This is a genomic window from Ferrithrix thermotolerans DSM 19514, assembly GCF_900128965.1.
Lineage (GTDB): Bacteria > Actinomycetota > Acidimicrobiia > Acidimicrobiales > Acidimicrobiaceae > Ferrithrix > Ferrithrix thermotolerans.
Genome location: NZ_FQUL01000030.1, coordinates 1 through 21844 on the forward strand (window position 1 = coordinate 1; position 21844 = coordinate 21844).

Below are 21844 nucleotides of genomic sequence, written 5' to 3' on the forward strand. Positions count from 1 at the left end.
AAGCGCCAAAGAACGACCACATATGTAATGGGAAGTACGGGAGGAGAAGGCGAAAGCAGCACAACCGAAGAAAGCTATACTCCCCCCAACCCCTCCTGCTCTCTTGGATGTTTCCTACAGCAAAAAGACGAGCAGGATGGGTAGGGTAATACTCTCAACAACGATAACCAAAGGCAGAACTCACAGAGACAGTGGATCAGCTATTGGGGACCCCTCACATCGACGCCAGTTTCTTTAGTGGAAGTTTCTCGGCCTTATGTTTGAGGAAATGGCAAGGGGCTCAATCTTATGTGCCACTATGTTTACAACCGTCTCCTGCCTCTCAAGCTTGCCCGTTATAACTAGATCGTCTCTAAATCGAGCAACACTCCGATACCGCTTCCATACCCCAACGGAACATATTATATTCATAAGACCAAACTCATCTTCAAGGCTCAAAAAAGTTACCCCTTTCGCCGTTCCAGGTCTCTGCCTATGGGTCACAACCCCGGCCACGATAACCTTAGAGCCACTCTCTATCTCCAGCAGGTCCTTTGAGGTGACTACTTCGTCTCCCAGCAAACTCCTAATAAGGTCCATGGGATGACCGTCAACTACTACTCCCACTGAGGATATATCCATAACGTAGCGGTCAAAGAGTGAGAGTTGCGGAAGCTCTGGCGGAGGCTCCATCTCGGCAAAGAGCCTCCCGTCTTTAGCCTCTAAAGACACCTCTTTTGCCCCCCAAAGGCTCTGACGCCTCGAACGGCCATGGTCTATAAACTCCAAAGCTCCCGCTTTTGCCAAAGCTGAGATCTGGCCTTCGTTCAACAAGCAGCGCCTGGCTAGATCTGTCACTGATCGGTACGGCCCGTTGTCCGCTATCTTCTTCGCCACCTCCCCACCGACCCCATGCACCTGGTCCAGTCCCAATCTAAGCGCAAGTTCGCAGGATCCAGAGAGAGGCTCCAGAGAGCATCGGTCTTCAGAGAGCCCGACCATAGGGGGCAGTGCTTTTACTCCATGACGCCTTGCGTCAGCCACCAACGTATTTGGTGACCAAAATCCCATCGGTTGGGAACGCAACAGTCCTGCACAAAAAGCTGCTGGATAGTGGAGCTTGAGCCAAGCGCTTGCATATACAAGGTAAGCAAAAGATGCAGAGTGGCTCTCTGGAAAACCAAAACTGGCAAACGCAGCCATCTTGGAGAATATCTGATCAGCTACCTCTCCCGTGATACCGTTTCCCTTCATGCCTTCATAAAACCTCTTCTTTAGTCTCTCCATCTTCTCGCTAGAACGCTTAGAACCCATAGCCTGACGTAGCAGATCCGCCTCTTGGGGGGAGAAGTCTGCCACGTCTATCGCCATCTGCATAAGCTGTTCCTGAAACAGAGGAACACCCAAAGTCTTAGACAGAGAGTTTTTCAACAGTGGATGAAGGTACGTTACCTCTTCTAAGCCGTTACGACGACGTATGTAAGGATGGACAGATCCGCCTTGTATCGGGCCTGGTCTTATGAGTGCTACCTCGACGACAAGATCGTAGAACTCTCTGGGTTTCAATCTGGGTAAGGTTGCCATCTGGGCTCTGGATTCAACCTGGAACACCCCTACCGTGTCAGCCTTTGAAAGCATCTCATAGACCTCTTCTTCTTGAGGCAAAAGTGCTAGATCAACTACAACTCCATAGAAACGTTCTATCAAGTCGATAGTTTCATGAAGAGCCGAGAGCATACCAAGTCCCAAGAGATCGAACTTCACTAACCCGATCTCGGCGCAGTCTTCTTTGTCCCATTGCAAAACGGACCTGTTTTCCTTACGCGCCCACTCCGTGGGACACACATAACGAATCGGACGGTCGCAGATAACCATTCCCCCTGGGTGGACCCCAAGGTGTCTGGGGTTATGTTCAAGTTCCAAAGCTATCTCAGAGACGTCCTTGGGCACAGAGACTATTGGAGATCCCTCTATATCCACCTCCTCTAACTGCCTGCTTAAAGATCCCCTTCTGTCTAACGACTTACTCCAGGAGTCGATAACCTCTTCCTCATACCCAAAGGCTCGCCCTACGTCCCTTATAACCGATCTGCTTCTGTAGGTTATGACGTTGGCAACCTGTGCTGCCATCTCTCTTGTGTATTTGGAGTAGATGTACTGTATGACCTGTTCTCTCTTGCCACTTTCTATATCGACATCGATATCTGGCGGACCGTCTCTCTCAGAAGACAGGAATCTTTCAAAGAGAAGCCGCAAAGAGACTGGGTCCACGTTGGTGATTCCAAGGGCATAACACACTGCAGAGTTAGCAGCAGAGCCCCGTCCCTGACAAAAAATGTCAGCCGATCTACAGTACTGAACCACATCCCACACCACTAGGAAGTAACCCGCAAACCCCAGATCCTTGATGACTTTGAGTTCGTAATCTATCTGCTGATACGCTCCTTTAACCCGTTCATCGCTACGGTTTCCATACCTCAAAGGCGCCAGCTGTTCCACTAGCTGCGCCAGATACTCATCTTCACTAACTTCTTTTACCTTTGAAAACTTAGGCAGATCCGGTGAGACCAGACGCAGGTCAAAAGCGCATTCACGAGCTATATCCAAGGTGTTGTCCACCAAGGTAGGAAACTTCTTAAACCTTCTTCGCTGCTCACTCGCAGAACGCAGATAGGCCATCGGAGCTGCTGGTAGCCAGCCTTCTATCTCGGTAAGTGTTTTGGAGGCTCTAACTGCAGACGCCACCTGTGCTGCCTTGGCTGCCTTTGGAGTTGCGTAGTGCACATTTCCAGTAGCTACCGCCCTAACTCCGAAACGCACAGCCTGTTCAACAAATACCTTGTTGCGATGGTAGTCGATCGGATCTCCGTGATCCCAGCACTCAACGGCTAGGTTGTCTTTTCCGAAGACTTCGATCAGCTTGGAAAGCTCCCTTGAAACAGCACTTGGTCCTTTTTCTATAAGAGCTTTAGATAGAGGCCCTTTGCGGCAGCCGGTTAGAACTATCCACTCTTTGGAGTAGAACCTTGCAAGATCACTCAAGGTTAGGTCAAAGACTCCTTTTTTACCTGAACGCATGTGTCCCTCTGTCAAAACGGAAGACAAGTCGCTATACCCAGCTGGACTTTTCGCCAGTATAACCAAGTGACTTCCCTCAGGATCGTTATTTAAAGACCTAGGTTGAGAGGTTGATATAGCTACCTCAGCACCGTATACAGGAACTACCGTACTGCCTCTTGCAGCCCTAGAGAACTTCACAACACCGTAGAGTCCGTTGTGATCAGTAAGGGCCATAGCAAAAAGACCCAGACGTTCCCCCTCCTCAACAAGCTCATGAGGGTCTGACACGCCATCTAAAAAACTAAAGTTTGAGTGGATATGAAGCTCTGCATATCCGTCTTCCTCGCAGAAAGTCACAAAGACAGTTTATAGAACATATGTTCGATCAACTAACATAGTGCCTTTGCGGATCAAGCACTGGGTAAAGTTATTTTTAGTCATATGTAGCCTCTAAAAGCCAGCGCTGGTTCTTTCTGACTAGGAGGTGAACGGTAGAGTCCTCCTCAAAGTGCACCAAGATACGCCCATAGCGTTGACGATCCCGGCTCCACCATCTCTCTTCCACCACCCACGGTCCTACAAAGTCAGAGATGTGCAAAGTAAGATTTGAAGGCGTTACAGCCAGGAAAGGGTCTGACTCTAAGACTCCTCTAGCATTCATCAGCACCAAAGCGCCGTTGGCGTCAAAGAGACTGATCTCGATGGGGTCTTCATAGACACAGCAGGGGTAAGCCCCAAAAAGAGAGCCTGGCCACGGGACACAAGACAGCGGATCTTTCACAGAGTCCTTAACCTTATCTAGAGACTTCCCCATAAAAGGAACCAGGCGTGCAGCGTCAGAGGGAGACCGTCCACCTACAATACGAGGAACCAAGACAGCACCTTCACCCGCCAAAGAAACTACCTTATCCAGGGCCCTTCTCACACTGTCTTGGTTATCGACCTCCATGCTGTCGAAAGAGACCTGAGTAGAGATCAAAGGAGACAACTCCTTAACCCTTACCGTTACCTCCTGTATCTCCTGAGCACCAAGCTCGGCAGCGTCACCAAGACTTTTTACAGAGAGCTTTTTCATAGAATCAAGATGAAAGTTAATACGCTCCATCAGGGACTTCTTACTGACCCCATGGGTAGAGGATATCTCTTTAGTGAAATTGCCCCAGGAGGCACATACCTGAACCAAGATCAGAGATGGAACGAACCCTTCATTTTCCAAAGAGTCCAAAAGATCAGAGACCGGACCCACCAGTGCAAAGAGCATCGATTCGGAGGTGGTCTCGCCGTCAAACTCCACCGATACCTCCCAGGAGACCTCTCCCTCTAGAAGTTGTGAACTCCAGTCTCTCTCGCCGGTTAAAAGTTCATAGAGCGATGCTCCGTAGAGGCCATAGCGTTTGGATAGGTGGTGTCTTCCCACACCAAGCAGATCAGACACACTTTTTACCCCCATCTCTTGTACCTCATCCGCTATCTGATCCTTGACAACGTTCCTGACCGGTAAAGAGAGAATGAAGCCTTTCGTCTCTTCGTCTTTTAAAAAGACACCATAAAGCGAAGCCAGGTAGGCAAAGAATCTTCCTGGAGCAGCTCCAACGCTGAAGTATGCCTTTTCTGCCCTTACGCGAAGAGACGGCAGTTGACCAACGGTTCTTACCAAGCCGTTATCGGTAAAAAGTTTGGACAGATAACTGATCGCATGTTCCTCATCTCCGTAGTACCTTGTCAATCCTCTTGTTGGAAAGAAGATCTCCATCGAGTCCTTCGTGGTTGCAAAGGGAGACACCTCTTTAGCTAAGTTTTTCAACTCCTCAAAGAGTTCAGCTTCTTTCTTTGGGGACCTTGTAGAGGCTTTGAGCTTTGGATATAAAGTAAGGGCCTTTGACGATGTGTCTCCAATTCTTATCCCCATCGGAGTACATCTAGGGGCAACTCCTACAACAACGCCTTCATCGAAGACCACATCGACGCTAACGTCACCTAGAGCATCGTAAGCGAGGTTGTAGAAATATACGCATATAAACCTCTCCATAGCGACCATCGCTTGTACCTAAGAGACCCGGGCTAAAGTGCCTATTGAATCTACTCCATGGCTCCTTACCTTCAAAAGAGGACTTTTGCGAACAACCGACTCCAAAGTCTGAGACTGATTGATCTGAAATCCAGAGCTAAGGGCGGTTACAACAAGGTCGGCTTTCCCCATCCATCCGTTTTGAACAGTTCTGCTTGTATAGAGATAGCTTCTCTCAAGCACGAGTAAAATAGCGTTGCGTTGACGGGCTTTAGCTGAGAGACGAGTAGCCACTTGAGTAGAGAACGACCCATCTATCACTACCAACTCAAAGGCGTCAAGCAAGGTATGTATACATCTTGGAGCTACATCGGTGGCGCAGTTTACAAAGAACATCTCAGCTGTATACCTGCTGCCTTGCAGTAGTCCTTTTACCCCCAAGTCCCGTAAATTAACCCCAACCCTCCAGTTGACATCTGAGCCAATGGCATCTAGGAGATCACACAAAAAAGAAAGAACCCCACTTCCTTCAGATCCGCGTACAACGACCGTATCGCCTCTGCGCAACGAAGTCGAAGCAAAGGGCAGTTTTAAAACAGATCTGTCTTTGTAGACAAAGTCGTCTTTAGAGATAGTCTTCTTTAGAGTCTGTGAAGATGAGCTCATCTCAATATTGTAGAACATATGTTCTACAATATTGATTACCTCAGATGTAAAGACCAAGGTCGCATACAAAACTAGAGATGGATCCTCAGGCCCACCAACAAGGTATAACTACTACCACCAAGTTAAGGCTGTAAGACGTAAACGACAGGAGAAAGGATCCACGGCCACCGGAAAGGCCAACGTAAAACATACAAACTAAAACAACAAGGTATCTTAGCGATTTAGCAAGCAACACTCCATAACCCACATAGGTCCCAGCGTCATATAGAGCTGGGGGTCACTCTACACAGCGGGTAACGTTTTACCTATTTGGAAGCGAGTTCGTTTGATACCTTCCACACCGCACCACCAAATCCTAGCGATATAGCCGCAAGCGCAATATGGACCAGCCTGAATCCTAAAGAGTGGCTTTTGTCCTTTATCATGTTCTTCACAAGGACTCCCCAGGTGTAAAAGACCCAAAGAGACGACGCACGAAGTATCCACACATACTTTTTGTCCATACAACCAAGTTAGTCAGACCATCGCAAAGTTACGGTCGCATCTGACCGTCGCTCAGATTAGAGAACCTTAGTCGCCGAGACATACTATCTGCTTTCCCCTTTATCCTTATCGGGAATAAAACCCCAGGCAGCGGATAACGCTAGGCGTTTGGTAGCAAGAGTAGAACGCCTGTACTCAATCGGCGTTACCCCCGAGTACGCGATTCTCTCTGCAACGATAACCGGTGAACCAGCCTCAAGAGATAGGTATTCAGCCTCCAGATCCGTAGCAACCGAAGCTCGGTACCGATCCACGCCTCCACTAACAAGAATCTGACACTCCTCTACCATACTTTCATACAGCGCTCCCTGGGAGAGATCCGCATCTAGGAGCGGAAGTGACTCTGGGAGCTTAAGCCATGAGTAGTCTAAGGCCATTGGAACCTGCGATCCGAGCCTGACTCTGGATACTAAAAGTGTCTTTTCTCCGTCGGAAAGGTTTAGCGCACGCGCAGCTCGGTCGTCTTGAACAACCTCTAGCCCTATCACCTTTGAGGTCTCTTCCAGACCCAGTTCCCTTATCGCACGGGCTATCGAAGAGCTGCTTACCTGCATGCGGTCGTAGGAGTTAGGTCCATTGACATAAGTCCCTGAGCCTTGGCGCGACTGCAACATCCCTTCTTCTTTAAGCCTTCTAATCGCCTCTCGAACCGTTGCTCGAGACACATCGAAGTGACCTTTTAGTTCCAGCTCGGAAGGAAACCCGCTTTGGAACTCCCCTCTCAGGATCGCATCTCTGAGGGCGCTCGCAAGCTGGGCCCATAACGGCATGGGGTCAGAGGGGTCTAAGACTCCCTCTATCTGCCACTTTTTCTCTCTTGCCACAGATGCACCACTTCTTTAGCTCTTTGTATGTAAATAGTACTAGTTAGACCTCCGAGCGCTTCACTGACAACGGACCAAAAGGTAGTTTCGTCGCAAAAGACCATCGATCTCTGTGTTCGGGACACATCCCCCACCCTTGAAGTCCATAGATATGGGTCTTGGAAGGATAGCCAACGTTGTCTTCAAAGCCGTAGTACGGGTAGTGCACGCTCGCCTCAGCCATTACTGCGTCTCTAAAAACCTTAGCAACTATCGATGCTCCAGCGATGAGCGGATCTAGGGTATCGCCTTTAACTTTGCAGACTACCTGTTCTTCATACTCGGTTCCTTTGAGATAGTTGAAGTTACCGTCGAGGTGAATCTCTTCGTCTTGGATCCCCATCTCTGAGCACGCCCGTAAAAAGCCGAGAGTAAGGCAGGCGCTTAGCCCAAGCGAACTTATCTCTTCAGCGGAGACGACACCTAAGCCAACCTTGAGGGAACGGTCACGTATATCGTTTGCCAAGACCTCTCGCTTTTTTCTGCTCAAAGCTTTAGAGTCGTAGAAGATAGCAGAGGTCTCTCTATTTTGTCTTGCGCTCCTCTTTAACCTAAGAAGCTCTGCCAACGATGTAGGATCAGCTAGAACGGCGCCAACCACCAAAGGTCCTGCCCAGGCTCCCCTCCCCACCTCGTCGACTCCTAACAACTGATGCCCTTATCAAGATTATTGTTCGCCAATAGAGAACTCTCCTTTTCTTACGACCGCCCAGAGCTGTTCGTACCCGATGTCTTTGATATAACGTGAACGTAAGGCAAAGGTGTCGAACTTGTCGGAACGTTCTATCCTTTCATGCACCAGATCAGCAACTACCACTGCACCGGGCGAAGCTATATTCACAATCCTTGACGCTAAGTTGACTACCGTTCCAAAGTAGTCACCGCTAATAGGCAGCACTGGTCCAAAGGCTACACCCGCTCTAACCTGAGCCGACATATCGTTCTCCTGTGCGAACCTCTCCCTGAGCACTAAGCAGATCTCTGTAGCTAACACGGGGTCTTCACTTACGAACATTATCTCATCGCCGATCGTCTTTACCACCCGTCCTCCTACCTCTGCGACTGTGTCATAGGCCAAAGCCTCAAAGTGAGCCACCACCTTGGTCAACTCCTTGGCGGAGAGCTGCTGCGAGAGAGCAGTGAAGCCAACCATGTCTATAAAGGCCACAGACAGCTCGATAAGTGACGAATCTAAAAGAGACCTATCCGATGTTGAAATGATACGCTGAGCGCTTCCATGAAGGTGTCTCAGCCACGAGTATCCCAAGAGTTCGGGAACCACGGAGAGAGTTCTCTCGGCAAATCTTGCAAAGCGATCGGCTAACTCCAGGTTCTGATCGTATGCTTCTAATGCTGATACGATTGGACCGCTTCTCTCACCCACCAGTGCGGCCACAACCTCAGCTTCGGCTATTCGGGACATAGAGGAGCCCACGATCCTTGCTAACTTAATAGCGATATCTCGACCCATCTCGGTTCTTATGAGCGGCTTAAGCACCACCGTCGCCTCGAGGTCTACCTCGCTGTAGATCTTGCTTCCCTCTTCGACGTCTATGAATCCCAATGCCCTCCATATCGAGCGCAGCGAGTCGATCTCAACACCCGAGCGGCTCGAAAGCTCTTCGATCGACATCCTCTGATCTATAGGGCCAAGGATCACATCCACAGCAAGTCGATGAAGCTGACCTTCTCTAATGGCTTCTTCAGCTGCCTCTTGTGTTACACCTGCTCGCTCCAAGTACTCAAGGAGGTGCCTAGGAAGACGCAGACCTTCATTGCTAGGCTTTTTGGGTGGTCGATTCACCTCAGGGTCCAGCGGATCCACTTTTCAACCTCCCAAAATATCTGAATCTGCACAACGACTAACTAACATAGAGGACAAAGACGGTAATGACATGCTAGATGTAACAAGAACAGAGACCAAAGCTGTAGCGTTCGTTCCGATCAAAAATTTTAGACATGCCAAGTCCCGCATAGCCGGGAACGTCACAGAAACCGTCAGAGTAGCGATAGCTCAATGGTGTGCACAAAACACGGTATCGGCTCTGTCTAAGCATCTGACCACTTATGCACTCTGTGACGACCCTGAAACCTTTACTCGCCTTAGAGACCTAGGTATATCCTCCCTCCTTTCAGCTCAAGGGGGACTCAACGAAGCCGTCAACTTTGCTTTGTCATGGGGACGGAAGAGAGGGTTTGGGTACCAGATCATAACCCACTCCGATCTCCCCTTGGTCTCGCAAGAGACAGTATCTCAGACCCTCGAAGAGATCGATAAAAGTTGCGTGACTCTAATATCTGATCGTTGGCAAAAAGGAACAAACCTTATAGGTGTTCCATCCGATATTGGTGTCAAGACGCACTTTGGATCAGAGTCATTCGCCAAACACATTGAAGGACTTGGCGGTTCCGTAGATGTTTCCGTAGTGAGGTCTCTACCTTTTGAGATAGATCTTGACACCTATGAAGATCTAACCTATGTAGTTTCACAGTTTCCCAACTCAAGTTTTGCAACCTATTATAAAGATGCCATAGAGCGTGAGACGAGGCTGCTAGCCCCGTCTTGTCTGATAAGTGGATCGGCAAGAGGCCTTTGGCCCAAGTAGAGCTCCAGGTCTTAGATATTGACAAAGACCAGTTACTATGACACCTACAATGACAAAGAACCTCGCAACGTATCTAAAGAATCAAAACATTGAGGTAACGAAGAACCTCACAACTCCGAAGGTCGCATTGGCGATAGGTGCACACCCAGACGATATTGAGTTTGGTTGCGGAGGAACCTTGGCAAAATGGGCAGATCAGGGGTGCAAGATAGCGCACCTTGTGCTTACAGATGGCTCAAAGGGATCATGGCGCCAAGACATGGACAGGAACGAACTCATAAAAGTTCGCCAACTTGAGGCCGTCGCCGCTGCTGCAGAGATTACCGACAAAACCGACGTAACCTTTTTGGGTTATGTGGATGGAGAGCTTCCACACAGCATAGAGGTTGCCTCAAAGATCGCAGAGCATATCAGAAAGATACGACCTGATGTAGTACTTGGACACGATCCGTGGAAGATGTACCGACTCCACCCCGACCACCGTAACGCTGGGCTGAATCTAACAGATGCTGTCGTAATTGCCCGAGATCCTCTCTTCCTCCCAAACTCTGCTTACCCTTATTTCCGACCAACCCATCTTCTTCTTTGGGAAGCAGAGATTGAAGACCACTTCGAAGAGATTGAGGAGACGGTTTCGAAGAAGGCAAAAGCACTACTAGCTCATAGGTCTCAGCTCGAGACGTCGATGGGAATACACAACCCCGACGACCCCGCAGAAAGGGACGAACTCACAAGACGCATAGCGGATATGTCCACACAGACTGGAGCACCCAAAGGTCTCCGAGGCGCAGAGGCGTTCAAGCTAATCTCGGATATTTAGATCAGTCCTACAGACGAGAGGTCAGTTCACCTTCTTTTCGAGCCCTTCCCAGTAAGGGGCTCTAAGTTTGTACTTCTGAAGCTTTCCGGTCGCCGTTCTTGAGAGCTCCTTTCTGAACTCGACCGACTTAGGACACTTGTATCCCGCGATTTGAGACTTGCAAAAAGCTATTATCTCCTCTTCGGTCGCGCTCTCACCCTCTTTTAGCACGACCAGAGCCTTGACCTCCTCGCCCCACTTCTCGCTGGGGACGCCGATGACCGCAACCTCCGCAACAGCCTTATGCTGAAATATTGCGTCTTCCACCTCTATAGAAGATACGTTTTCACCTCCGGTAATGATAACGTCCTTTTTCCGGTCTTCTATCGTTAGGTAGCCGTCTCTAAAGTACCCCCCATCTCCGGTGTGGAACCAGCCATCCCGAAGCGCCTCTTCCGTCTCTTTGGGCTGGTTCCAATACCCTGCAAAAACGTGGTTAGACCTGGCAAGGACCTCACCGTCGGCGTCGATTTTTATCTCGACACCAATCGCTGGAGTACCAGCTCTTGAAAGTAGCTTTGCTCTCTCAGATGCTTTGAGATCTCCCCACTCCTTTGGTGCCCTATTTACCGTCAAGAGAGGGGAGGTTTCCGTCAAGCCGTATATCTGAATAAACTCCCACCCAAGCTCAGTCTCAATCCGTTCAATCATCTTTGAAGGAGGAGGAGCTCCCGCTACAACCACCCTCACCTCGTCACGACCTGGTACCTTCTGACCATTTCTGGCCCTCTCATCTGCTGCGTTAAGCGTGGCGGCCCAAACCGCAGGCGCTCCACAGGCAAGGGTGACGCCTTCAGCATCAACCCTTGAAAGAATCGACTCTCCGTCGATCTTTCTTTGGATAACGTGTGTACCTCCTAGTCCCGTCACTGCGTAGGGCATCCCCCACCCGTTGCAGTGAAACATGGGCAAGGTGTGTATTAGAACGTCCCGATCAGTAACAGAGGTGTGAAGAGCAAGAGTAGTGGCGTTTGTCCAGACGTTACGATGTGTGAGCTGTACACCTTTGGGTCTTGAGGTTGTACCAGAGGTGTAGTTAATAGAACAGGTGAAGTCTTCATCCGGATCCCATTCACTTGGGGGACTTTCTCCATCAGGCAGTTCCTGAAATAGCTCGGCGTCTGAGACTCCGTCTAAGACGATGACCTTCTTCACATCTAACCCCTCTGCCAGATGTGCAAACTCATGGTCAACCAGAACAACTTGCGATCCGGAGTGCTCGATTATGTAAGCGACCTCCTCCTTCGTAAGTCGGTAGTTCACCGGAACCAAAATACGACCATATCCGGAGACCCCAAAGTAAGACACCAAGAACTTTCCTGCATTGGGCGAAATAATCGCCACCCGATCTCCGATCTGGACCCCCATCTCCTCGAGCCGTTTTGCCATGTTCTTGACACGGCTGTCAAAAGAACGATAGGTGATACGACCCAGAGATCCTGGTACATTTGGTTCATCTACAAGAGCCAGTCGGTCCGGGAAGACTGTAACCCCCCGACGCAGAAAATCATTTACGCTTAGAGCTACCTTCACTCGACCCCTCCAAGTTTGGACTTACTTGCTCAGTATATCGCTGCCTTATGCAACAAAATTTATCTTATTGTACCCCCTCGATCGCCTAAGGATCTTTCGCGAAGCATCTCTTTGGTGATGTCTCTCGAGATACCTAGTTCACCAGCTTCGCGTGCCTTAGACCGTATCTCTCTTTTGAACTCAATACCTCTTTGCAAAAGCAGCGTACGCACCCTCTCTATCTCCCTTTGTCCGCTGTACCCAGATACATCAAGTAAGCGACCACCTTTTCGCAAAACACTTCTAGCTACCGAGTCCTCATCGGCGAAGCCCAGGGTGACACCTTTGAGCCTTTCAAGGTCGCCAAGACGGCTCTTTAGGATTAGTAAGGTGGAGTAGAACTCTTTTTGGTCTAAAGAAGCAAGCACCTTGCTCCTTATCGAAAACTTCGCCGCACTCCAAATCGTACTACCAAGGGGTGAGTAGATCGCTGTAAGCTCCCAGTTCTTGTCTCCATGTGTTAGCACCTCCTTTAGTAGTGCCGTCTTGTCACTAACCAAAGAGACCGGAATGACCGTGTCAGTCCGACTTGGGCAGATGGTTTTGGTAGGATCTGCCGAATCAACTAAAAGGAGTGTTCCAAGGGCAGCAGATAGCGGATCCACATAAACGACCCTTAGTCCCTTGCGTGGCACTATGTAGGCCACAAGCTCGCCAGGAATCAGGGCTTTCCCCTTGTGCGATAGTTCGAGACCTCTTTCTACATCCAAGGTGCTTATTATCTTCGAACGAAGATCGTTTGCGTCCTTTGAAGCTTCCAGAACGTAAAGGCCTAGGCGTGCTTGAGCGGAGACCTTCCCGTAGATATCAGCCCTAACCGCCTCAAGCATCTCATCTTTACTTAGAAAGATCTCGGCGTCTATCGCTGGAAATACCCCCTTTACCTTTACAAGTGGCGTTGCGCATAATGAAGTGGTAAGATCCGAAGTCTGAGGCCTCTGTTCTACTGGCTCAAACCCAGCTACTACATTGTCAGCTAGCAACTGCTCCATCTGAGATAACGACAGGCGAGAAAAGGATTCCATCTCAATGATCTTCCCCTTTGAGTAAATCACGTGAGAAGAATAAGGTGAATCGTCTTCCCCAAGATATCTCCGTTCCCACTTGGTACGAGCAAGATAGAACCTGTCCGTCTTCCCCTCAAGGGGATCTCCGTGAAGATAGACACCACTTCGTTCTCGATCTCCGCTGACGACTGGCTTGCGAGTCGCTTCAGCTGTAAGAGACCTAAATCGCTCGCTAATGTGAAGGTCCACCTGCTGCGATACAGAACCTATGAGACTTGGTGGAAGTGAGGGAACCTCTCTAAAGGAGAGGTAGGAGTTAGCCACAGATTGGTCTTTACGATTCGGTTCTTCCTTAGAAGATCGCAGCAACGTCCTGCAGGTATCGTCGAAGGCTTGAACGGCCGAAACACAGCCAGCCTTCCCCAATGTGTACAAGAACTCGGAGTGAAATATATCTGGGACGGGTGATACAAATATAGGCGTAACGCAGAAGTCCAAGTAAGGTCGCTTACCGTCTTTATAAAGAGCTACATTAACCTCTCTAGCACTGCGCTTCCATCTTTCCCCTAGATCCTCAAGACTCAGGGGTTCTTTTCGAGTCCTGGTAGCAACCGCTGCTACTTTGCGAGCAGATCGACTCAATCCATAGCGCTGGGCATGCTCGAGAACCTCTCGGCGTCTCTTTGAGAACTGATCTATCGCTGTCTCGTTTAGTCCCGGGAGGAGAAGAGTGCCTAAGATCTCGCCCCTTAGGGAGAATCCGGTTGTCTCAAAGAGTACTTGTGCAAATTCAAAGCGATAGAGTGCCTCAAGAGCGGGTAAGGCGCGTCTCAGCCGGGTAAGGTTCAAGGCCTTGATATCGTTACCATACTGGGTTGCGTTTAGGAGAACCACATGAGAATGAAGGTGCGGATCTGCACTCCGGGAGATGCGGTGTCTAAACTCATATGCAGTTACTCCACTACCACCTATCACCTCTCCTTTTGAGCTAGTCCAGTTCTCCGTGACCTCATAGTATTCAAGAGCGCGGCATAAGGCTTTCTCGTGACAAATCTCAATCTGTCGTCGAATAGTGTCAGTGGACAAAGCCCACAAGATCGAGACCGATTTTGGAGCTGCAACAACTAGATCAACAGCGATGTAAAGACGCCTCGAAGAACACAGCGAGTCCAGTTCTTCTGCTGCTTCTGAAATAGACATACCCTTCGGTATCTGCGAAATACCTGAACGAATCCTTGAGCCACCGATCTCGACTCCGACTGACTCCACACGATCGATCAGTTCGTCTATGAAGTAGTAACTAAAGTCGCTCTTTGTAATCGGATGGATCTGCAACCAAAAATCTCCCCATGCCAAGATTATCGCTCGGAGTCGATGCGAGGCTGAAGTCAACAGAGCAAGAGGCGCCTCAGCGCGAAGAAAAACGTAGCTAATGTTATCAGGTCTTAGTCAATCGCACGTCGTGTTGACGGAAATATCAAAAGTATGGCCCAAAATTTGAACCGCCCGATACCGTGCTTAGGGTTTGACTAGGAGCCCTACCCACTAGCCAGCCCTGAATGGTTACGAAATAATCAACATCAATCTATATACAACTTCCCCATCTCCGTCTCCATGGGACGTAGCGTAAGTCTTTCAGGTCGAAGACTTGACGGACTCAAATAGCAGAGGCGCACACTACCACAATCTGAACAACCCACTCCAAAGGAGACCAGGTTTAGTCAGGTCTGCAGTATGCTGAGAGAACCAAAGGCCAAGTCACACCACAGCCAACTCTATGGCATCTGTATCGATCGGTCTATGCACTATACAGAGCAAGTACCTTGGATGCCACTTCTCTTTGGAGCTCGCGTCCACTAGCCGACGGATCAGCAAACACAAAGTGAGGACCAAGACGCAACAACAAAGATGATAACCAATAGGTTGATGATGAAGGGATCTGCACTAAGGAGATATCCCCGTGGTCTTCCAGCACCGAAAGGTAGCTTCCCAGGTAAGTGTCGAGCACCCTAAGTCCAAAGCCGCTAACCCACCCCCTCACCTCAACAGCCTTTTCTTTGAGCATGAAGGGATCTGTAACGTCAAAGTCTTTTGCTGAGGCTGCGTCTATGCGTGGCTGGGTTTTTTTCAAGATACGCAGACCAGACACCTTGTTGAGCTGGAAGTGTCTTACCGAGTTGCTCTTTAGATCCAACGCTCGCAGGTACCACTTACCTTCGTAGACAAATAACAATACGGGCGCAACTACACGTTCGTCTTTGTCCTCATAGCGGATCGAGACTGTAGCTTCAGCCTCGATCGCCGCCTCCATCTCATCACGAAAGGAAGGCTTCTCCACCTTTACGAAGATATCTTCATCGTCAACATTAAGCCCCGAGACTGCCAGCTCTAACTTGGCAAGTGCAGACAAAAGAGGTTGACTCTGCCTGTTATCGGCTACTATAAGAGTCCTGACAGCGACTAGGACTACAAGCGCCTCCGCCAGGGAGAGCCTGCGAGGCTGAGCCAACGGAGTGTCGAGCCGCACCTCGATCAAGTCCTCTTCGGGATCAACGATTATCTCATAGAGTTGATCGGGAGTGTACGGAGGTAGCCCACAGGTCGCAGCAAATTCCAGCACCTCTATCAGTTCCTTTTGGGAAACCTTGAACCTCTCGACGGTGTCCGAGATCGTTGTAGATCTAACACGCCCGAGATAAGGCAAGATCTCAGAGAGCAACTCAAATCTACGGATCGCCTTCTGAGAGGAGACGTTTGCCCGCCTTTGCTTCACCTCATCGTACCTCGCCCCTGAAACAGGTTCAGTTATTACTGCATCTATCTCTTTGCGCGAAGCCGTGATCATGCCTTCGAGCCAGCTAGTCGCAAGCTGTATAGCACGTTGAGGCGCAACGATCCTAACGTCGGTTCCAAGAGACATAACATCTGAAAGAAATCCATCCCAGTTGGAAACGACCACTGCTCGAAGTGTCCAACTCTCACTGACCGAAGAAAGCAGCTCTTTGTCATCGATTGGGACCTCGGATCTGTCCTCAAAGAACCAGTCGAGTTCAACCTTGTCGCCTTGGTAACCAACGACAACAGTATCAGAGTCAGAGACCTGAATACTCCACGGATCCTTTGTGAGAAGGGAATCGATGTCAAAGTCGTCTGGGCGTGTAATGTACTGAGTTTGATCTCCCAAGGTGATAGATCCTTCGATCCTATCTAGACGAAAGCTCTTAACCCTCTCGTCTTTAGTCTCAGCTGCCGCCAGATACCATCGTCCCCATCTCTGAAGGAGACCGTAGGGGCTAACGATGCGTCTTCTTCGATCTCTTCCATAGCAAAACTCAACCGGTGTCTTTGTGGAGATAGCATCAAAGAGCACTGTAAAGCTATCATCTACGCTCTGCTGGCTCAACACACGCAAAAACGAAGATGACTCCGTAAGACCAAGTTTCCTCAAGATAACAGAGTTCTCCCGAGTAATCGACCCTATCGAGCTAAGGGCGAAGGCCAGCGCAGCTTCTTCTTCTCTGCTAAGGGCTAGATCAAGCGCCACATCCTTGCGATCGATCAGATATCCTTGGCCCTTACCTGTTGGAGAATCAACCACGCGAATGGGAAAACCCAGGGACTTAAGAGAGCTTTTAGCCCGCTCGAACGCCTGCCGCTTTGCCGCAGTGCCGGTGGGAAGGCTTGGTAACGCCTGGACGATCTCTTCATATGTCAAAGGACGACTTGTATTTGTAAGCAGTTCAAAAAGGTTTACGATATGCATAAACGAGTCGTTCGAAGCCATTGCTTCATAGTAGACCAAGAAAACCCCTCGCTTTGAGTCGTAGTCAGATTTATGGAATCCGACGACATTGGCTCTAGCAGTTGTACTTGAAAGTCGATCTTTGATAACATTGCAGGGTAGCTTGATACAAGGCAGGCTGATGACCGGACCATTTACACTATCGATAAATCTCGTGTCGCTCCTAGCCGGTGTGATGCTCGCTTCAATGTACTTTGGCGCACTGTTTCGCTACGCAAAGCGCCAGGCAAGATATATCGGTAGAACCTACTCGCCGCTCCAATACTTTGGTCTCTACTCTACGAAAAAGGAGAGGGCGTCTTTCACAGCCGGCTTGTTCCTCTTGGTTATACTTACAAACTATCCCCTTGAAAGGCTCGCTCAGAGTTACTCAGTAATGGCATATCTTGGTCAAAACTTGCTGATCATGCTCGCAGCCGTCCCGCTAATGCTGGATGGCATCCCACGATGGATGATGGTCAAACTAACAGGACCCCGCCTTATAGACACTGCCTTAGCACATCTAACTCGAGCTGTACCTTCTACCTTCATCTTCTCGGGGTCCATCGTAGGCTCCATGTTGACCGCCGTTGTCAGCGCACAGTCTAACAGCGCCATTTTTAGAACCGGTCTTCATATCGAGCTGATCGCAGCAGCAGGAATCATGTGGATAGCCGCCCTTGGCCGCTTACCAGGTGCCAGGCAGATGTCTACGATGGGGCGGGTGATCTATCTTTTCGCCCAATCTCTACTACCGTCTTTTCCTGCCTTCGTTCTTATATTCTCGCAACACTCCTACTACCCGACGTTCGCCGCTCACATTCATGCTCTTGGCATATCGGCTGTAGCAGACCAAGAACTTGCTGGAGGACTCTCAAAAGTCATCTCTCTAGGCATACTATGGGGGACATCGGTTGCGATCCTACTCAAGGCAAACCGCTACGAAGAAACAGGGGCTGATCCCCAGCCTCTAACGATGGAAGACGTTGAACGAGAGTTCACACGCTCGGAGAGAAAACTAAGAGACCAAGGGTAGACTACCTAAGCGCTTTATACTAGGGACTGGCGCATAAGTGTCTGATAGGTGGTTCAAAGTCTTTGTTCAGTGAAATCCGAAACGTCGCGATCATAGCTCATGTCGATCATGGAAAAACGACGTTAGTCGACTCAATGCTTCGACAAAGTGGCGCCTTCAGAGACAACCAGGAGGTCGTAGACAGAGTTCTTGACTCTATGGATCTCGAGCGTGAAAAGGGAATCACTATCCTGGCAAAAAATATCGCACTTGAGTGGAACGGAACCAAGATCAACATCGTGGACACCCCCGGCCATGCCGACTTTGGCGGCGAGGTTGAAAGAGGTCTGACGATGGTGGATGGTGCGATCCTCCTCGTGGACGCTGCTGAGGGGCCTCTACCTCAAACTCGCTTCGTCCTGAGAAAGGCCCTAGAGGCCAAGTTGCCTATCGTCGTCGTAATAAACAAGATAGATAGACCAGACGCCCGGCCAAAAGAGGTTCTGGACGACATCTTGGGACTATTTATAGACCTAGGTGCGAACGAGAGCCAGATAGAGTTCCCCGTACTCTACGCATCAGGCCGCTCAGGATGGGCCAAGCGCTCACTTGAAGAGCAGTCAGACAGTCTTAGACCTCTTTTTGAGACCCTGATAGATCATATCGACCCCCTAGACGGAGATGACGACGCTCCTCTGCAAGCGCTAGTCGCCAACATCGATGCATCTCCGTACCTAGGTCGGCTGGCTGTCTGCAGGATTATGAACGGTACGCTGCGCCGAAACGAATCGGTTGCTTGGTATCGGCGAGATGGAACGAGCGCAAGGGTAAAGATTGGTGAGGTCTTTGTGGCACAGAACCTCGACAGGGTTCCTGCCGACACCGTTCACTGTGGTGACATAGCCGTTGTTGCAGGAATACCTGACGTAACTATCGGCGAGACCCTTACCTCCATCGAAACGCCGCTCCCGTTACCGCCTATAGAGGTGGAAGAGCCTGCGATCTCCATGAACTTCTCTGCAAATACTTCGCCTCTTTCCGGAAGAGAGGGCACGAAGGTAACGGCTCGACTGATAAAGGCACGTCTCGATACCGAGCTAATAGGAAACGTGTCAATAAGGGTTCTTCCAACGGATCGTGCCGATAGTTTTGAGGTTCAAGGACGAGGAGAGTTGGCTCTGGCCGTTCTGATTGAGCTCATGAGACGGGAAGGGTTCGAACTGACCGTAGGAAAGCCGCGTGCAATAACGCGACAGGGTCCAGATGGAAAGCTTGAAGAACCCTTCGAACGGCTCGAGGTAGACATTCCTGAAGAGTACTTTGGCGCACTGACCCAGTCGGTAGCGGTAAGAAAAGCCTCGCTAGTTACGATGACCCAAAATGGGAGCGGATGGATGAGGGCCATATACCTGATTCCGTCTCGAGGTTTGCTAGGTCTTAGGTCAGAGGTGCTTTCAAACACCCGAGGAACAGCCATTCTTCACCACGCCTTTGACTCTTACGGACCTTACGCTGGAGAGATAAGAACTAGATCTTCTGGATCGCTCGTAGCAGACAGAAGTGGCGTTGCCACAGCATACGCCTTGCTGAACCTGCAAGAGCGTGGGCAACTATTTATCGCTCCAGGCGAAGAGGTCTACGAAGGCATGGTGATTGGTGAAAGTTCACGAACCGAAGATATGGACGTCAACCCGACTAAAGAGAAGAAGCTGACGAACATGAGATCCTCGACTGCAGAAGAACTCGTAAGGCTGTCGCCTCCTCATGTACATACTTTAGAGTCAGCACTTGAATTCATTGGCGACGATGAATGCATCGAGGTTACACCGAAGTCAGTTCGGATTCGCAAGGTGATACTAGATCAGTCCATGCGTGCCCGAGCAAAAAACCAGAGGCGGAGTGGCTCTGAGTCGTAGGGATGCGAGCGGATCAAACTTTGTGAGAGTCATCCAAAGTTATATCAGGTGAGTAATCCTTAGTCTATGGCGCTCCACGATTCGAACCCCAATCGAATTGGCAGAGTTCTCGCTGTAAGCGTAGACCGCCATTGCTCTCCGATGACCGTTCGTCCCCGACAACCTAAATCCGACTAAGCACACGTTTTGATGCAGCAAGGTGGATGTAAAGTGGTACCGATACGCTACCTCGGGACTGACTAGACGTACTCCAACTAAAGTTGACCCTAGGTGGTGTGAACGCAACGCAGCAGCCAGGGACACTAGACAGTTGTTTGCCGAAGTTCCCACAGTCGAGTTGGAGGCACCACAGCTCGAGAGAGCGACTCCAAGGGTCGATATCACCAAAACACTTGCTACCACCTTTGGTCTAAGTGAGCTCACCACTACATCCACACCTCCTTTGCAGAAAACTCACTGGTTTCAACTCTTCCTTCATCTTTCCATCGCCTGTGGTTTAGGTAAGACAGGACAAAATGCACCGCCCAGCCAAGAGGTAGCCAGATCCAAAAGCTCACCAAGCGGTACAAAAGTACTGCTGCTAAAACTGATGTCTTTCCACCGCCGAATGCTATGAGTGAAACCGCCAGCGAACCCTCCACAACACCTAAACCCCCTGGAGTAATGGGAAGATTAGCCGCAAGCGCACCAACGAAGTAGGCCGCAACCACTCCGAATAGTGGCACCTTTGCGTGCACTATATGAACAGAGAGCAAAAGAGCCAAGAGATCAAAGAGCCAGTTCAAAAAGGCAAATAACGAACCAAAGGCTATTGAACTCCTTGATAGTTCGAAACGGAGGTTTGACGCACGTCTTTCTTGGGCTCTTCGCCTAGCACCAGCCACCTTATACCGTGGCATTGAGCGTAAAAACTCCAACGCGTATGACACAACGCCAACCACAAAATGAGCGTAACCGACCAAGACAAACGACAGCGCTCCTACTGCGAGCAGCACCACTACGTCTGCCCCACTCAACACCGAGTCTCCACCCAAAGGCACAGTTAGCGCCGCCAATAGCGCAAGCGTCGCCACTGCTAGAGCGTTTGTTGCTCCTACAGCAAGGGCTGCTTCCTTTTTCGGCACAGACCGGTCCTCCAATTTTCTAAAGGCATACAGTGCACTTACACCAGCCCCTAGAGGCAAAGAGTTGCCTATTGCGGATGCGGCTATCGTGACTAAAAGGATATAACGCCTCGAGACGTTAGTCCGGTGCTGCTGGGCAAGTGCGCGTGTCGTCAGCGCATAAAACCAGATCGACAAGAGCTCTAGTGCCCCAGCCACAAATAACAGCCAAGTGTCGGAGTCGTTTATTACGGTAGCGATCGCCCTAAGTTCGGACGACTTGGGGACTAAGATATATGCACCAATCCCCACTCCAGCAATAGCGACTACATAGCTCAGGGTTAGGCGAACCCACCTTCTCCTAAGAGTTATGCCCACACAACCTCTTATCCATAGACCAAGTTTAACGACTTACACTTGAAGCCCGCTTCCTCCCTTGGGCCGACTTGTCCAACTACACTCCACCTCTAATGCGAGATTCGACCGGAATAAAGACGATAAGAAACTCAAATGAAAGCGAAGTTGAACACCTAAAGAGCAAGAGCAGGTGACTGCACAACCTAGCTAGGGTAACCGGACGTTGAACGACAGCAAATACCCCTGGAGGGCGCAAGAATCTACCGCATCACCTACGACGACTTATTGCCGCTTCAAAGAACACCTTCGGTCCATCTGTTTGGTCCCGACGAAAGTCGTCTCACAAAGAGTTAGGGACGAAAGAGCCGATATACCAAAGATCACAATAACCAAACTCAACCTTGAAAACACGATGCGTAAGGAGTTGGCGGGTCACCTAAACGTAAGTGGCGGAGCAAGCCACTATGGTAGAAGAGACCGCAGGCGCAAGCCTGTAAGGAAATGATCGA

General features: G+C 49.9%; 17 protein-coding genes. 5 read left to right on the top strand and 12 right to left on the bottom strand.

Features of this window, described 5'->3' with window-relative positions; translation table 11 throughout:
* Positions 1-234 precede the first annotated feature (234 nt).
* The 7 genes from BUA24_RS08935 to BUA24_RS08965 all read right to left on the bottom strand — a co-directional run bounded on the left by BUA24_RS08935 (position 235) and on the right by BUA24_RS08965 (position 8944).
* Entirely contained in the window at positions 235-3396 is a 3162-nt protein-coding gene (locus BUA24_RS08935; protein ID WP_072791538.1) for an error-prone DNA polymerase, read from the bottom strand.
* A gap of 76 nt (positions 3397-3472) precedes the next feature.
* Positions 3473-5077: a DNA polymerase Y subunit UmuC family protein gene (locus tag BUA24_RS08940; RefSeq protein ID WP_072791540.1), complete on the bottom strand. Its 1605-nt coding sequence runs from the start codon at positions 5075-5077 to the stop codon at positions 3473-3475.
* A gap of 9 nt (positions 5078-5086) precedes the next feature.
* Positions 5087-5713 carry a hypothetical protein gene (locus tag BUA24_RS08945; protein ID WP_143146487.1) on the bottom strand — a complete coding sequence of 209 codons (627 nt, stop codon included), beginning with the start codon at positions 5711-5713 and terminating at the stop codon, positions 5087-5089.
* Positions 5714-6018: 305 nt separating this feature from the next.
* The gene (locus tag BUA24_RS08950) at positions 6019-6216 is read right to left on the bottom strand and encodes a hypothetical protein (RefSeq protein WP_072791545.1); all 198 of its coding nucleotides are present in this window, start codon (positions 6214-6216) and stop codon (positions 6019-6021) included.
* An 84-nt stretch (positions 6217-6300) separates the two neighbouring features.
* Complete coding sequence (locus tag BUA24_RS08955) at positions 6301-7080, bottom strand: GntR family transcriptional regulator (protein WP_072791547.1); 780 nt, start codon at positions 7078-7080, stop codon at positions 6301-6303.
* Positions 7081-7123: 43 nt separating this feature from the next.
* Entirely contained in the window at positions 7124-7768 is a 645-nt protein-coding gene (locus BUA24_RS08960; protein ID WP_084660373.1) for a ribonuclease HII, read from the bottom strand.
* 18 nt (positions 7769-7786) lie between these two features.
* Positions 7787-8944: an adenylate/guanylate cyclase domain-containing protein gene (locus BUA24_RS08965; RefSeq protein WP_072791553.1), complete on the bottom strand. Its 1158-nt coding sequence runs from the start codon at positions 8942-8944 to the stop codon at positions 7787-7789.
* 70 nt (positions 8945-9014) lie between these two features.
* On the opposite strand from BUA24_RS08965, the gene BUA24_RS08970 reads away from it, so the two are divergent.
* Positions 9015-9725 carry a glycosyltransferase family protein gene (locus BUA24_RS08970; RefSeq protein WP_072791555.1) on the top strand — a complete coding sequence of 237 codons (711 nt, stop codon included), beginning with the start codon at positions 9015-9017 and terminating at the stop codon, positions 9723-9725.
* Between the two features lie 49 nt (positions 9726-9774).
* Complete coding sequence (locus tag BUA24_RS08975; protein ID WP_072791589.1) at positions 9775-10545, top strand: PIG-L deacetylase family protein; 771 nt, start codon at positions 9775-9777, stop codon at positions 10543-10545.
* Between the two features lie 21 nt (positions 10546-10566).
* Here the strand turns inward: BUA24_RS08975 and BUA24_RS08980 are convergent, their stop codons facing one another.
* From BUA24_RS08980 to BUA24_RS08990, 3 genes are all read right to left on the bottom strand, one after another.
* The gene (locus BUA24_RS08980; RefSeq protein ID WP_072791557.1) at positions 10567-12117 is read right to left on the bottom strand and encodes an AMP-binding protein; all 1551 of its coding nucleotides are present in this window, start codon (positions 12115-12117) and stop codon (positions 10567-10569) included.
* Positions 12118-12176: 59 nt separating this feature from the next.
* A complete protein-coding gene (mobF, locus tag BUA24_RS08985; RefSeq protein ID WP_143146489.1) occupies positions 12177-14498 on the bottom strand; it encodes a MobF family relaxase in 2322 nt (773 codons plus the stop codon).
* 463 nt (positions 14499-14961) lie between these two features.
* Positions 14962-16965, bottom strand: a complete 2004-nt coding sequence (locus BUA24_RS08990; RefSeq protein ID WP_072791562.1) for a helix-turn-helix transcriptional regulator — start codon at positions 16963-16965, stop codon at positions 14962-14964.
* 121 nt (positions 16966-17086) lie between these two features.
* Between BUA24_RS08990 and BUA24_RS08995 the strand changes: the two genes are divergently transcribed.
* Together BUA24_RS08995 and typA are read left to right on the top strand one after the other, a co-directional pair.
* Positions 17087-17980 (top strand): cytochrome c oxidase assembly protein, encoded by an 894-nt coding sequence (locus BUA24_RS08995; protein ID WP_143146490.1) that lies wholly within the window; start codon positions 17087-17089, stop codon positions 17978-17980.
* A gap of 62 nt (positions 17981-18042) precedes the next feature.
* Complete coding sequence (gene typA / locus BUA24_RS09000) at positions 18043-19875, top strand: translational GTPase TypA (RefSeq protein ID WP_245790393.1); 1833 nt, start codon at positions 18043-18045, stop codon at positions 19873-19875.
* 39 nt (positions 19876-19914) lie between these two features.
* Here the strand turns inward: typA and BUA24_RS09005 are convergent, their stop codons facing one another.
* Positions 19915-20298 (bottom strand): hypothetical protein, encoded by a 384-nt coding sequence (locus tag BUA24_RS09005; RefSeq protein WP_143146491.1) that lies wholly within the window; start codon positions 20296-20298, stop codon positions 19915-19917.
* Positions 20299-20300: 2 nt separating this feature from the next.
* Complete coding sequence (locus tag BUA24_RS09010) at positions 20301-21356, bottom strand: lysylphosphatidylglycerol synthase transmembrane domain-containing protein (RefSeq protein WP_072791574.1); 1056 nt, start codon at positions 21354-21356, stop codon at positions 20301-20303.
* 298 nt (positions 21357-21654) lie between these two features.
* Here BUA24_RS09010 and BUA24_RS09015 point away from each other — a divergent pair, with 298 nt between their 5' ends.
* Positions 21655-21840 (top strand): hypothetical protein, encoded by a 186-nt coding sequence (locus BUA24_RS09015; RefSeq protein WP_072791577.1) that lies wholly within the window; start codon positions 21655-21657, stop codon positions 21838-21840.
* The last annotated feature ends 4 nt before the right edge of the window (positions 21841-21844 follow it).

Excerpts from the sequence above, each read along its gene's own strand:
- BUA24_RS08945 (WP_143146487.1), bottom strand. The coding sequence starts at position 5,713 with ATGAGCTCATCTTCACAGACTCTAAAGAAGACTATCTCTAAAGACGAC.
- BUA24_RS08940 (WP_072791540.1), bottom strand. The coding sequence starts at position 5,077 with ATGGTCGCTATGGAGAGGTTTATATGCGTATATTTCTACAACCTCGCT.
- BUA24_RS08995 (WP_143146490.1), top strand. The coding sequence starts at position 17,087 with ATGACCGGACCATTTACACTATCGATAAATCTCGTGTCGCTCCTAGCC.
- BUA24_RS08970 (WP_072791555.1), top strand. The coding sequence starts at position 9,015 with ATGCTAGATGTAACAAGAACAGAGACCAAAGCTGTAGCGTTCGTTCCG.
- BUA24_RS08950 (WP_072791545.1), bottom strand. The coding sequence starts at position 6,216 with ATGGACAAAAAGTATGTGTGGATACTTCGTGCGTCGTCTCTTTGGGTC.
- BUA24_RS08975 (WP_072791589.1), top strand. The coding sequence starts at position 9,775 with ATGACAAAGAACCTCGCAACGTATCTAAAGAATCAAAACATTGAGGTA.